19 protein-coding genes and 1 pseudogene are annotated in these 13,219 nt (G+C 40.1%); 1 reads left to right on the top strand and 19 read right to left on the bottom strand.

Features of this window, described 5'->3' with window-relative positions; genetic code table 11:
- Positions 1 to 56: 56 nt before the first annotated feature.
- Together FU659_RS06290 and FU659_RS36880 are read right to left on the bottom strand one after the other, a co-directional pair.
- Positions 57 to 965, bottom strand: coding sequence for an SDR family oxidoreductase (locus FU659_RS06290; RefSeq protein WP_147946775.1), 909 nt, complete (start codon positions 963 to 965; stop codon positions 57 to 59).
- A 609-nt stretch (positions 966 to 1,574) separates the two neighbouring features.
- Positions 1,575 to 1,769, bottom strand: a complete 195-nt coding sequence (locus FU659_RS36880) for a hypothetical protein (protein ID WP_261807647.1) — start codon at positions 1,767 to 1,769, stop codon at positions 1,575 to 1,577.
- A 97-nt stretch (positions 1,770 to 1,866) separates the two neighbouring features.
- On the opposite strand from FU659_RS36880, the gene FU659_RS06300 reads away from it, so the two are divergent.
- Positions 1,867 to 2,409 (top strand): DUF302 domain-containing protein, encoded by a 543-nt coding sequence (locus tag FU659_RS06300; protein WP_147946776.1) that lies wholly within the window; start codon positions 1,867 to 1,869, stop codon positions 2,407 to 2,409.
- A 163-nt stretch (positions 2,410 to 2,572) separates the two neighbouring features.
- Here FU659_RS06300 and FU659_RS06305 read toward each other — a convergent pair.
- From FU659_RS06305 to FU659_RS06375, 17 genes and pseudogenes are all read right to left on the bottom strand, one after another.
- A pseudogene (locus FU659_RS06305) lies at positions 2,573 to 3,683 on the bottom strand (lactonase family protein).
- A 511-nt stretch (positions 3,684 to 4,194) separates the two neighbouring features.
- On the bottom strand, positions 4,195 to 4,725 hold the full coding sequence (locus tag FU659_RS06310; RefSeq protein ID WP_147946777.1) for a phosphatase PAP2 family protein: 531 nt from the start codon (positions 4,723 to 4,725) through the stop codon (positions 4,195 to 4,197).
- Positions 4,722 to 5,420 (bottom strand): phosphatase PAP2 family protein, encoded by a 699-nt coding sequence (locus FU659_RS06315; protein WP_261807648.1) that lies wholly within the window; start codon positions 5,418 to 5,420, stop codon positions 4,722 to 4,724. Before FU659_RS06315 ends, FU659_RS06310 begins: the two co-directional genes overlap by 4 nt.
- Positions 5,421 to 5,553: 133 nt before the next feature.
- The gene (locus FU659_RS38195) at positions 5,554 to 6,135 is read right to left on the bottom strand and encodes a sensor histidine kinase (RefSeq protein WP_315971279.1); all 582 of its coding nucleotides are present in this window, start codon (positions 6,133 to 6,135) and stop codon (positions 5,554 to 5,556) included.
- The gene (locus tag FU659_RS38200) at positions 6,119 to 6,568 is read right to left on the bottom strand and encodes a HAMP domain-containing protein (RefSeq protein ID WP_315971280.1); all 450 of its coding nucleotides are present in this window, start codon (positions 6,566 to 6,568) and stop codon (positions 6,119 to 6,121) included. The genes FU659_RS38195 and FU659_RS38200 overlap by 17 nt, the downstream gene beginning before the upstream one ends.
- A gap of 34 nt (positions 6,569 to 6,602) precedes the next feature.
- A complete protein-coding gene (locus FU659_RS06325; RefSeq protein ID WP_147946778.1) occupies positions 6,603 to 7,295 on the bottom strand; it encodes a response regulator transcription factor in 693 nt (230 codons plus the stop codon).
- The gene (locus FU659_RS06330; protein ID WP_147946779.1) at positions 7,292 to 7,891 is read right to left on the bottom strand and encodes a DedA family protein; all 600 of its coding nucleotides are present in this window, start codon (positions 7,889 to 7,891) and stop codon (positions 7,292 to 7,294) included. Before FU659_RS06330 ends, FU659_RS06325 begins: the two co-directional genes overlap by 4 nt.
- On the bottom strand, positions 7,888 to 8,457 hold the full coding sequence (locus FU659_RS06335; RefSeq protein ID WP_147946780.1) for a class I SAM-dependent methyltransferase: 570 nt from the start codon (positions 8,455 to 8,457) through the stop codon (positions 7,888 to 7,890). The genes FU659_RS06330 and FU659_RS06335 overlap by 4 nt, the downstream gene beginning before the upstream one ends.
- A 487-nt stretch (positions 8,458 to 8,944) precedes the next feature.
- The gene (locus tag FU659_RS06340) at positions 8,945 to 9,271 is read right to left on the bottom strand and encodes a hypothetical protein (RefSeq protein ID WP_147946781.1); all 327 of its coding nucleotides are present in this window, start codon (positions 9,269 to 9,271) and stop codon (positions 8,945 to 8,947) included.
- Complete coding sequence (locus tag FU659_RS06345) at positions 9,268 to 9,537, bottom strand: stalk domain-containing protein (RefSeq protein ID WP_187273941.1); 270 nt, start codon at positions 9,535 to 9,537, stop codon at positions 9,268 to 9,270. The genes FU659_RS06340 and FU659_RS06345 overlap by 4 nt, the downstream gene beginning before the upstream one ends.
- 534 nt (positions 9,538 to 10,071) lie before the next feature.
- Complete coding sequence (locus FU659_RS06350) at positions 10,072 to 10,515, bottom strand: cell wall hydrolase (protein WP_147946783.1); 444 nt, start codon at positions 10,513 to 10,515, stop codon at positions 10,072 to 10,074.
- Between the two features lie 4 nt (positions 10,516 to 10,519).
- On the bottom strand, positions 10,520 to 10,684 hold the full coding sequence (locus tag FU659_RS35185; protein WP_187273942.1) for a hypothetical protein: 165 nt from the start codon (positions 10,682 to 10,684) through the stop codon (positions 10,520 to 10,522).
- Positions 10,684 to 10,878 carry a hypothetical protein gene (locus FU659_RS06355; RefSeq protein WP_147946784.1) on the bottom strand — a complete coding sequence of 65 codons (195 nt, stop codon included), beginning with the start codon at positions 10,876 to 10,878 and terminating at the stop codon, positions 10,684 to 10,686. Before FU659_RS06355 ends, FU659_RS35185 begins: the two co-directional genes overlap by 1 nt.
- 227 nt (positions 10,879 to 11,105) lie before the next feature.
- Positions 11,106 to 11,606 (bottom strand): SMI1/KNR4 family protein, encoded by a 501-nt coding sequence (locus tag FU659_RS06360; RefSeq protein WP_187273943.1) that lies wholly within the window; start codon positions 11,604 to 11,606, stop codon positions 11,106 to 11,108.
- A 186-nt stretch (positions 11,607 to 11,792) separates the two neighbouring features.
- Positions 11,793 to 12,155, bottom strand: a complete 363-nt coding sequence (locus FU659_RS06365; RefSeq protein ID WP_147946786.1) for a hypothetical protein — start codon at positions 12,153 to 12,155, stop codon at positions 11,793 to 11,795.
- 20 nt (positions 12,156 to 12,175) lie between these two features.
- Entirely contained in the window at positions 12,176 to 12,700 is a 525-nt protein-coding gene (locus tag FU659_RS06370; protein ID WP_147946787.1) for a hypothetical protein, read from the bottom strand.
- A 59-nt stretch (positions 12,701 to 12,759) separates the two neighbouring features.
- Positions 12,760 to 13,218 (bottom strand): DUF6463 family protein, encoded by a 459-nt coding sequence (locus tag FU659_RS06375; protein WP_222708489.1) that lies wholly within the window; start codon positions 13,216 to 13,218, stop codon positions 12,760 to 12,762.
- Position 13,219: the final 1 nt, after the last annotated feature.

The raw sequence follows: 13,219 nt of genomic DNA on the forward strand, positions 1-13,219 counted from the left end.
ATCGCTTAGAATCATTTTCATCTCCTACCACGTTTTAATGAGATTTTTGCCTAAAATCATGAGTAACGGATCAAACCTCCATTTACATGAATCACTTGACCTGTGACGTACATGGATTCATTTGCTGCAAGGTATACAAAGGCTGGCGCTATCTCGAAAGGTTGTCCCGCACGGCCGAATGGGCTGTCAGTGCCTAGAGTAGCTACATGTTCCTTGGAGTAGGTACTAACATTGAGCGGCGTCCATGACGGACCAGGAGCGACCGCATTGACCCGGATCCATTTCTCAGCCAAAGACAGTGCCATACTGCGAGTAAAACTTACTATTGCACCTTTAGTTGTAGAGTAATCAATGACATCCTTGTCTCCTTCGTAGGCGACCCTTGAAGTTGTATTGATGATGGCGCTGCCTTTATCCAAATAAGGTAGAGCCGCTTTAGTCAAATAAAACAAGGGGAATATATTGGTTCGAAAAGTATTTTCGAGTTGTTCATTGGAAATGTCCATTATACTGCTTGTAAAAGGTTGAACAGCAGCATTATTGATTAAAATGTCCAGTCTATTATAATGACTGAGCGTTTCAGCTATTATATCTGGGGAACTAGCTGGGTCGCGAAGATCTCGGGCTAAAAGCAGACAGCGAGTGCCAAATTGCTCAACATACTTTTTGGTTTCTTCCGCATCAATATGTTCATTTAAATATACAATAGCCAGGTCGGCTCCTTCTTTAGCATAAGCGGCAGCAATTGCACGTCCAAATCCGCTATCGCCTCCAGTAATGATCGCAACCTTCCCTTTCAGCTTGCCGCTACCGACATACCCAGGGTAATCAAAAATAGGACGCGGCACCATGAGATACTCCAGACCAGGGACTTGATCCTGATGCTGTGGCGGAAATGCTATAGGCTCCTGTACTAACTTGGTTTGAAAACCAAGGAAGGGGTATACAGGATAGGAGAATTGCATGGTTTACCACCTCGAAATAATTGAATTTGTTTGTGCTATATATGTTGAACTAATGGTTCTCGTTGCAATGGAAAGGACTTATTCCAAAGCAAGGATTGTGAAGAAAATGATAAAAATTACTGCAATTGTACATCTTTTTTTCTCCGCATCGATTCGCGTGATTACATTCATACGAATCTACATGTTTTCTCCGCTCCCGTTTGAGTTGGGTCCATAATCCGTGCGAATTCCTGCACTTTTGCAGGAATTCCTCATGAATAAGCCATTTCGATTAAAAAAGCCTGCACGATTGCAGGAATTTCCTTTTCGTTGTACCCTCTACTGAACAATGTATGCTCTAGCTATTCCTCAGGCATGCAGGATTCATTAATTCAACTTATATAGTAAATCTTTTATTCAAGATGCCCCTAGTAAATGGAATATTATACAAACTTCTTTAAAAGATCCACGCCACATCTAAATCTATTCATGAGGTTTATGAAATATGTTTATTTACCAATAGATTTATTTACTTTCCAATTGCTTTTAATCTTGTCCAGGACTATTCCATAAATAAAAATGAATCTCGCGGGTCTTGGCCGATACGTTCGTACTCTGCGATTAATCGTCCTAAATCTTGTTTTCCTCAACTAAATCTGTGATATCCCCAACACTCCACTTGGCTTGAAAAATAAGTTCAGCAGCTTTCTGGGTGCCAGTAGAGCCGTCTGCTCTTTGCATATGCTTTCTCCAAGTCGTTATCATCTCCGAAACAGACCGTGATGCAAGATCCTGTGGGGAGGGTAACTCTTTCAATTTGGCCATCGAACTGGTTGCCTCTAGCCCCTACATCGTTCTTGTAGATAATGTAAAGGAATAGAATGTTGGTAAGAAATGATCAACAGGGGAGGATTCCGATACAATGGCAAACGGCCCTTTTATTCCTTACAAAACGGTTTCGTGGCTAACGACCGTCCGCGAAGATATACCTTCGGGGTTGAGCTATGAGGCGCTTATGACTGCGTTCGAGCGGGAATTGGGGCATTGGGATAGGAACGCCGAAACCGCGCTCGTTAAAGAGCATGCTTCCTGGGAAAAGGTACAGCAAGCATTCGCGCAAATGGCTGGTCCCCACGGGTTAATGATCTTCTTCAAAATCGACCAAGGCCGGCTGGTCTCGCTTCATAACGGCATAAAAAAATGCGTTTTATATATCGTCGGTAATGGAGTCGTAGCCGAACCGATCCTCACTATCGATATAAGAGCCAGTTTGTTTGTGCCGTTCCGGGTTTGTCTTTATGACAACGGTAATCCCACTGGGGCCATAATTAGTTACGAGCGACCATCGTCTTTTTTAGCAACATTGAATCAGCCGGCGTTGTATCCGTACGGTTCTTTGCTCGACCATCGAATGAATTGTGTCGTCCAGTGTATTTTAAGGAACAGTCAGAATCAAACACCATAAAAAACGCCTCAATATGGGCGCATCATTCACAGCTTTTCTTCCAGCTATATCTTAGCATGAATGCTTATGTCATTGGCAATACAATGAAAAAGAGGAGCCGATATGGCTCCTCCACTTTGAATCCCGTTAGAGCTAAGTAGAAAATATGGAGTACCCAATAGAATCAAAGAACAGCTAAACCTTGTGATCCAAAATACGGAAAGTTGGTCGATGCGGCAACCTGTATTCTGACTAAACTACCATCATCCTTTATATTGAATACGGAGACGGTGCCTTGATTCCCGTTAAGGGTGTAAAAATTGCGTCCATCTTTACTTACCCCAGCATCTATTGGCAGGCCATTAGGTGCTCCTACCGGTGTACTTGCAATATGCCCCACAACCGTCAGCGCTCCACTGCCATCTATACGGTATGTGGATATTGTGCCACTTAAGGTATTGGTGGTATATGCAAAACGTTCATCCCTCGTTGTTACAACCCAACAAGCAGTCTTATAGCCGTTTGGTACAGAGCCACTGACCACTTGAAGGATACCGTCGTTGCTCAATGAATAAGATGACAGCGCATTTGAAACTGCTTCTGTAACTAAAAGGATTCCGGAGGATAGAAAATAAGCGCCCAATGGTCCTTGACCATAAGAATTATTAACAATTGGTCCTGTAGCCATACCATTTTTATTAACATGGAATACACTGAGATGGTTTGAGGTAAGTTCGGTTACTAGGACTTTACTACCATCAGGAGTAAAGAGAACCTGTGCCGGTTGAGCATTGAAAGTGCTGAGGGAGTGGGTAGAACCGGGAAAAGGAGTAAGGCGTCCGTTATCATCAATGTGAAAACCTGTGATATTGGATGTAAAAATTGATTTCGGGATTACCTACATTGGATACATAGACAAGATTACCAAAAACATCTACACTATTGGGCTGAGCACCTCCAGATGGCTTTATATCCACGAGGACAGGTGTTCCGCTGTCGGTTATGATGAAACTGCTGATACTATGGCTTCCTGCGTTAACGGCAAGTAGGAAACGTCCATCACGGGACAAAGTTAAGGAGCCTTGCGAAGTAAGGGGATCGACACCATCGTTTGCTGTTGCAGTGGAGACCTTCTTTGTTCCAGTACCTTTTCCATAAGTTGGGTATGATCCGACAAAAGTAAGCATTCCATTCATGTCCCTATTAAATGCAATGATTTGATTCATTATTTCGTTATTTGTCATCATGTATACCATACTTGCAGTTCCACATAAATATTTGTTCATAATCTGCATGTTATGCCCCTCCTCCTTTCATAATTTTATATGGTGCTTTTGCCATTTAAATTCTCAAAATGGTTAGAAAAATTGGTTCAAAAGAGTGGTGGATTATCATCCACTTATCCCACTCATCCGTTACTTCAATAAGAAAAAGCGTCCCTACTTATGTAGAAACGCACCCGTTGGTTAAGTTCAACCTCTTAATCGTAATTCTGCCGTGGATATTGGGAATTTTCTGTGGTCATAACGCTTCACCTATAAATTCGTTTAACTACTATTTTGTTACCTATACCGCCTCCGCATATTCATTAGCGTAGTCATTAATTCTGCTTTGCATGATACTTGTGATAAATCTATACGCATTTAGAGCGCAAAGACTAGTAGTGTCCCGGTCACGGTCCTATCTTCTGTTGTGGGGCTTATTCTGAATTTATAATGCGGCTTTATTTTTGCCCTATGGCTAGGCATTGCGGTATGCTTCTGCTTAGAGTTTCCTTTGCTACCTTCCCACATCTCTACTTTCGCCTTACCTACTCAAAATAACGATGAATAATGCACTTCCTGTTCCAAGCAAGCATCCGGCTATACAGTCCGAAGGGTAGTGAAGTCCCAGATAAATGCGTGATAAGCCTACAATTAGTGCCAGCATGATTACAGTCAATGAAAGCCACCCTGAAATAAAAAGGAATGGCGTAATGACTGCGAATATAGCTGTCGTATGCCCTGAAGGAAAAGAATGATCCTTCAGTGGATTCCTGCCTACTTTCGTATGTGGCAGGGTCAAATAGGGTCTAATTCTCTGAACTTTTTTCTTAATTAGAGCAGCAACTAAATGGCTAGCCGATAAGGCCGCGAAACTCTGCCAGCCTGCTGATCTCCATAATCCAGACGTAAACAGCGCAATGGATAGCGAACAAATGATTGTAAAAGTCGCGCCACCCATATGCGTAAGGAGACCAAAAGCACGATCAAGAAAGGTATGGCTTATGACATGATTGCACCAGAAAAACATCCGTTTTTCATGGTTCTGCAGCCTTTCCCAATAACTAGTTTTCATAAATACTTCCTCCATCTCCCCGATTTGAGGACATTGGATGGTTTGGCTTCTACTAAAGAAGGAAACCATTTCCCAACGGCAAAGATCAGTAATTCGGCCAATACAATGGCTCCGAGAATGTCTAACACAACATGCTGCTTAACAAATACGGTTGAGATGATGATCGACCACGATGTGATTCCAATGAGCAATCGTGAGACTCTCGACAAATTCAAACACTCATTGGAGCCTCTCAGGATTAAATAACTGGTTAGAGCATGAATGCTGGGAAAACAATTATAGGGGCCATCCATTTGATAAACCAGACGAATGAGCAAAGATAACCATCCATGATCGGTAATCTGAGGGCGATGAATCGAAGTTTGAAACAAGTGAAAAATGATATAACAGCTGACTAAACCCAGACATAAGGTGATTAACGTTCGATAGTAGGCTCTTCTCTTTTCAGTAAAAAGCACAATCAGCATAACGAAAACAAAAGGGTACCAAATCAAATAAGGGATAATAAATGCTGGAATGAGCGGGATTCGTTCATCCAAAGCAGTCATTAAGCTTCTGACGTTAGCACCGCCATGATTCAATACACCATAAAAGATATTCAATACAGGAATGATCAATATCCATAACAACCGTGCAAAAGTTCTAAGCTTAGTCTTCATACTGTTTTGCAACCTTGGAAAATGCTCATCTTCCATGTTACTGCGCCTCCTTTTTGCGACAGAGAAATACGAATGCCGGAGGAACATTCAACGGAACAAAATTTATCTTTACGATATCATCCACCTCCTAACGTCGATAAGGTTATATTAAAGGAAAATAATAAAGAACCTATGGGGATAAAACTGAAGAATTTCTGAAGGGGACCATAATTATAAAGACGAAAATCCCGTCATTATGTGTAAGCGTTACCGTTCCTTCGTGCAGTTCAATAATGTTTCTGGTGATCGGAAGACCTAAACCGGTACCCGTTTGGATATCTTCGCTGCGCCGCGAGTGATCGCCTTTATAAAAACGGTCAAAAATTTTTTCCTCTTGATCTTTTGTGATGGGTGTTCCTTCATTTTCGATCGTAATGTAAAAAAACTGTTCATCTGTTTCCATGGAGATGCGGATTGTGCCAGGCTTAATGGAATACTTGAGCGCATTCATCAGCAAATTATCAATGGCTCTCGCGAATTTTTCGCTATCAATTGCCGTAACAACAGCGGTATTACCCATATCTTTGTCAATGGATACTCTGTTTTCCTGAGCAATAGGCTCAAATTCAAAGATCATTTCGTCGAGCAGTTGATGAACATCAATTTGTTTCAGGTTTAAATTATTGCTGCTAGATGTAAGACGAGTGTATTCAAACAAATCGTCTATGAGATTTTTTAAATGAATGGCTTTTCTATTATGTGTTTTGAACAAACCGTTCATACTCCTTCTGATCTTGAAATGAACTAGTTCTTAATAGATCTAAGTAACCAATGATGCTCGTAAGGGGAGTGCGCAAGTCATGGGAGACACCTGTTATTAATTCCATCTTGGATTTTTCAATCTTCCGCTCCCTTTGAATCTGTCGATCTAATCGTTCAGTCATCGCATTAATGCTTAGTGCTACTCGCCCAAGTTCATCTTCTCGCAGTATAGGTACGCGGTAATCCAAATTCCCTTCTGAAATGATATCGAGTCCATCTGCTAAAGCAATGAGGTATCTGACCACACGGCCAGTTAGCAAATAAAATGAGAAGATGAATGTTGCCACAAAAACAAGAGTCGGCACATAAGTTTGATTAAAAATCGCGGCGAACACCATGGAAACAACCGCAATAATAAGACTAAAAACAAACGCCCAAAACATCTCGACCCTTATGCTTTTTTTACCTCTTATCAGGTTAAATAGTATATTTATCAATTTTATATCCCACTCCCCAAACCGTTTTGATATATTGCGGTTTTCTTGGATGTTCCTCCATCTTTTCACGCAAATTGCGAATATGCACCATGACCGTGTTATCAGAATAGCCGGAGGATTCATTCCACAACGTTTCATAAATTTTATCGGCACTAAAAACTTGCCCAGAGTGGCTTGCCAATAACTCCAAAATGGAAAATTCAAGAGGTGTAAGGGAAACCTCTTTCCCCCTTATCGATACGAAATGCTTTGCTTTGTCGATAACAAGCTCTTGTATGGTAATCGTGGAATCGTTTGATTCTTTTGCGGTGTACGTTTGCCTCCGAAGCTGCGCTTTTACTCTTGCAAGCAGTTCTAAAGGATTAAAGGGCTTGGCCACATAGTCATCAGCGCCATTATAAAGACCCATGATTTTATCGATATCCTCCTGTTTAGCAGAGAGCATAATGATGGGTGTTGTCCAAATTTCCCTAATCTTCATGCACGTTTTGATACCATCTAAATTGGGCATCATAACGTCCAAAATAATGAGCTGCACGGAGTTTACCTTTAATACATCTAACGCATTGAGACCGTCCTCTGCTTCTAAAACCTTATATCCTTCGTTGCGCAAATAAACGTGAATAACATCGCGAATTTCCAAGTCGTCGTCTACGACTAATACTGTGTTCATCTTGCTTTCCCCCTTTTTTGGCTTCTGAATAATAAAACCATAAAAATGATTATCGTAAATGAAAGTCCTACATATATACCGTAATGATATACCATTGTCCCAACACTTTGCACATGGGCTCCTGCTAGTTGACCTAACACAAAAAAGACAAATGTCCAAACAAGTCCAGCTGTGTAAGAATAAAGCACATAATGACGATACGGCATTTTATTAATCCCAACTAAATAGGGAATAATATGTCTGACGACCGGAATGAAGTAACTAAAGCTTAAAGCAAAATTTCCATATTTGTTTAACATGTTTTCTGCTATTCTTAAGTGCTTATCGATATTCTTTTTACGCCAAAGTTTATCAAGCATCGGTGATCCGAGAAATCTGCCGAGAACATAACCAAGTGATAGCCCAGAAATCACACCTAAATAGGTGACAATAAAAGCTGGAAATGTAAGGAGAATACCCGTTTTGCTTACAGCTCCTCCGGTCATCACGATGACCTCGTCTGGTATCGGCATACCCACGATGCCAAGCCAAAGCGCAAAAAACAACGCGGCATATCCAAATTGTGAAATAGAATGTATGAGTGTGTCGTAATTCATGCAATCCCCCGCTTTTTACGGCATACATACACAAATGCTGGCGGGAAATTAAGCGGCACAAGATTTATCCTTTCGATATCGAATGCATGTACTAAATGCTTTTTCATCTGAAGAGAATACTGAAAGGCGACAAAGTAACCACCCGGTTTTAAGGCTTTGATAATTTGATCAATTAACGTTTCTCGAAGTTCTCTTGGAAAATTGAAAAATGGTAATCCACTTATAATGCAGTCTAACTGATGGATGCCGTGGTGATTTATTACATTTGTTAAATAACATGCGTTTGTGTGACACACAAAATTAGGGTATTGCTTCTGTATATTAGCCTTCATGTTTTCGTCATTCTCGAACAAAAACACTTTGGTTGAGTCCGATACACTCGATTTGATATACCGAGTGATTGCACCAGTGCCGGATCCAAGTTCAGCAACAGAACCAACTTCGCTCCACGGAACAGACTGAACCATTTTATTAGCCAAAAATCGAGAACTTGGCAACACACTACCGATTTGCTTAGGATTTTGAATAAATTTTTGTAAAAACATTAAATATTGATCAGAAGCCATAAAATTCTCCACCCTTCTCCTTATTTTTTTAATTGTTGAAACCTTCCGATTTATAATGAAGGAAAGAAAAAAATCCTCTGTTAATGTCGATAAGATTATATTAAGTTAAAATTCTAAAGAACCTACAGGGATAAAACTAAAGAATTTCTAAAGAGAAAAACTCAAAACAAAAACGTCCTATTCAATAGGACGCTTAATGAAAATTCTTTTAAGTTTTTTAACCAGAGGAATTTCCAAAGCAGAAAGGCCCCAATTCTCCATTTTTCCTTTCCGTCGAAGTGAATTCGTCCAAGAAAGAGAAAATGGATTCTAGGGCCTTTTTGCGTGCTTGACAATGTTTCGTAGACAGACATGTACACAAAATCGGTTACTTTGTGCAATAGTCCTATAATAATTCATTGCTTCCTGTCAGAAATTCAATGAATAACTTATCTTCATAACATGCGAACCACCAATTTGTGATAATTAGAGTTTCTTAAGAATTCCTTCATTTATACTTCGTCACTTTAAATTTCACATTCGAATAATTGGAAAAATCACCAGATTCACCAGCCTTAACAACTTTAATTTCGCCTGTAGAGATTGTTGGTTTGTAATCAGAATTAGCTATCTGAGATCCAAATGCTGTTCCAATCAATTTTTCATTTGCGTCGTAAAAACTCAAGCTAAAATCTATTTCATGTTCAGTAATCGTGTTCTCCTTTAATTGATCTAGTGAAAGAAGTCCATAAATTCCTGTATAACCACCGTCTAAATAGAGATCTGTCAGGCTAAAATGTACATTTGGATAATTACTGTCAGTAAGTATTTTCATATTTGATGAAAATGATTGATTACTATTTCTTTGTTAACAGCACTATAATCAACAGATGCACCTAATTGCTCCGCTATGAAGCGAACAGGGACATAAGCACTACCGTTATAATTAAGAACTGAATAACCTTTGTCCACCACTGTACCTTGACCATTAATTGAAAAATGTACGTCAAATAAATATGCCTGTATGGAATCAGAAGCTGCAACAACTGAAGTTAATGAAAGAATTCCCCCTACAACTACACCCATAATAAATTTTTTCATATGATAACCTCCATAAGTTTTTGTATCTATATACGTACACATATGGAAAAAGTTGTATTTATAAAGTACAGAAGAATCTGCTCATATCTATCTGAAGGTGATATACCAAAATTCGCTCGAAAAAAGACAGTTCTTCGTTAGTTAAATCTCTAACCCGATAACAACTTTTTCTCCACCCATCGTGATTTTCCTTTTTCTAACTTTTTCCCGTTCGTTAAACAGGCTGCCGACAGCAAAGCTCGTCGGCAACCGGACTATGTTCTTGACATTGACAAATGACAAGAACTTGATCCGATAATAAATAAAGCCCGCAATTCAAGCAGACTTCATTCGGCTAATGTTCTTGTCATCCGACATTGGACGGCCTGTCACGTTGTTATAGTTTCCGAATAATGACCGTGACAACAACTTTATTCCACTAAATCCAAAGAAGCCGCGATTTACGCGGCACTTAATGAGATAAAGTTCTTGTCAACCGACACATGGCTGTGACAAGTCAGGTTAAGATTTCCTGAGCTCTTTACGTTTATAAAATTAAAACGTATTATATACATTTTCACATTCTTTCGCGGTCGGTTCATAAAAACAGTGCTTCTTCCATCGTCCTACGAGCGGCTGATTATACCAAGTTGGCGGACATGGTCCGGGATTTTCGAACGTTCCTGGACGGAAATACCATAGGGAGAATTTGCCTGGCCAATTCCTCTCCCCATTCACAGTCCGTTGCGCCAGACGGCGTTCCCTCTCTCTTGCGTTTTGATAGTACATACCATGTTGCAATGCTTCGAACGCATGCGGCTGGTTGATCATTTGGGGAATTGTCCGGATTCCTTTAAAATCGGAGCAATTCGCTCTTATTCGGTTAATGCCAACATTTCCAACAAGGAGCATGCCCATTTCGCCTTCGGTCTCAGCTTCAGCTCGAAGCAACCTTGCCAACATATCAATATCCTGTTTCCTGGCTTTTACGACTGCCATTGGCTCACCTCTTTAGATTTCTAGACACATCATATTGTAGGTGAAGCGGATGTGTTACTCTGGCAAAATAGTGAGCGATAATAAATAGCCGTTCCACCACACTCTTCTGCCCGATAGTTGAACGAATATCGTCTTCCGTTAGCGTCATAAACAATTTAAATAAGGTCATCAAACTCCCGACTTTTTGCGCATAGGGTAGAACATCGTAAAATCAAATGTCTCTATTGCCTCATAGGGTATCGTCAACGCGTTCAACGGTTCAAGCGGAACCGTCTCCATCCCTAGTACGTCCTCGCTCTTATCAAGCTCATAATCAGGCGACTGCTCAAGCCATGCGAACATCGTTTCATAAACGCTCCACATGTGCGCTTCATCCCCGTGCACGCGAACGCTCGCACACAGCCCTCTGGAGTTTGGTCAATTATGCAATGAAATAAGCACTCATCAATTACAATTTTCTTTACTTCCTTTGTGAAAAGCTTCATTGATTGTACTCCTTTGTTAGCCTTGAGAACGCAGCCGCTCCGTCTGGCAGGCTGCCTTCGTATCTTTATTGAGCTATTATTTCTTCTAAGATTAATCAGGCCACTTTATGCTGTATGCTGATAAAATGAATCGAAAAGAAACTCTTCAAATGAATCATAGAGCCTAATTATCCCCTTCGTACTTCCCTCGTACCATTCCATGACCGGAGGATTATCCCCTTCATTTAATTTAAAAAATCTATTTTCATAACCCTGATGAATTGAGAATACAAAAGTGCTATCAGGCAACACTACCGGGTTATTATTCTCTCGTAATAATTCTTTTGCCTCATCCTGAAGTTCCTTTAGTTGTGAGAAATCCGTATCTGTGCCTTGGAACAATCTTCCCGAATAATTGCCGACAGCAAGTAAATATTGGTGATAAGACTTGGGTAACCTGATTCCCATTTCTTGCTCCAGTAACTTTATTTCTGATTCGCTACACCCATCAAATGGACGGTCAGTATACAATTCCTTCTCATGTAGGAGCTTCAATAAATGTTCACTTCTCACAAACAAACCTACTTCCTTAAGGGATAATTCATTATTCGGGTAGATCTCATTCAATTCCTTTATTAGCGTAATCTGACCGTTACTTCAGTAAAATAGGGACCGCCAGACTGCGCGGCAGCCGGTGATCCCTATTTAAAACGTTCACCGTCAGCTATTCCTTGAAATGCCTTTGATCGGCTAAGGATGGTAATGATCGAAGCCTGAATATATTGATATCATAAGATATTAATCTCTCCAAATTCACTTCCGAAAATTCTTATCTCCTGTACTTATTAATTTAATATTTGGCTTTGTTTCAAGTCTTACTGTTACATTGGGATTATCACCATCGAATAATAATAAGCCTTCTGTGGAACTTTCTTTATATATATCGATCCCCCTAATTGCCTCATACCCTACCTCAATTAAAGTGCCTTGCCTCTCGTTACTCATTCTTATATTTATCCGATTGCATGCCGGTTCCATGCTTAAATCTAAGATGATTCCATCCCTTATTAGTTTGAAGAGCAGGTAGTTGTAATACCACGGAACTTTGCTATCTAGAATGATTGGTTCTGATTCAAATAAAGTAATTAATTCATACTCTTCAAGAAATGGATTCAAAATCGTACTTACCCGTTAGTTCAATCATGTGTGGGTATCGAAGGTTTAATTTCTTCAATGACAGCAATAGCCTTAGATTTCGATAAGTTTATGTACTCGATTATTTCATCAAAATTATATACTTCAAGTTCGCAATATTTATTTTTTTCTATAATTTCAAAATCTTCGTACAACACTTCAATAAATTTTTGTAAGTCGTCTTGAGTTATATCTTCTATTTCTCTCGGGAGAGCATCAATTTCCAACCAATCTTTTAGGTATCCCATATTATAATGACAAAGCAGTTTTGTTTTCATTTTTCTAAAATCTGAATACCATCTTTGTAAAAAGGTCGGGTCTAAATCTTGCTTCCGCTTCAATTCATATGGATAATAGATATACTCCATCCATACGTTGTCGGAAATTAAATGAGTCAAATATCCTAATGAGTAGTCATCTTTTATATCTGATAAGTATGTATCAATGTATTTTTGATAGTTTACCTGCCTAGTTCTCTTGTCTACATCTACTTCGAAATAATGAGTAATAACACCATATTTTACCACTCAATTTATATTTTTTAGGGCGATGCTGGTACAAGCACGCGACACGACAATGATTGACGCTACCTGCGTATGAGAATGACTGCCTGCGGAATGACGAGCCAGAAGCCGGATACCGGCATAAAAAATACACCAATCAAGCTAAGCACCAGCAGGTGGACGCCAACGAATTTCGGTACGTCCTCCCCCTTGACCCGAATAAGCCAGTTCATCAAGCAGGCAAGCATAAACAAAAGAACACCAAAAAACAAAAACCAGAAAGTGGCAGCTCTGTCGGCATGCAGTTGGGGTTCAACCGCGTTTATAAAACCGTCATTCGCGATATCAGTTATCGACTGCCAGTAAACGATAATTCCGACTACTGTGTGTAACGCAGCTGTCCAAGCGAGCATCACACCACTATGTTTTTTCAATTTCATCTTAAGCGTTTCTCCTCTGCCGATTGGCCGGTTATTTACGCGATTCCAACAGAATAATCGGGACAGGACGACTGAGTCGTCACCGCGGATTTGTACGGTCACC

Source organism: Paenibacillus sp. N3.4, from assembly GCF_008017805.1.
GTDB lineage: Bacteria > Bacillota > Bacilli > Paenibacillales > NBRC-103111 > Paenibacillus_E.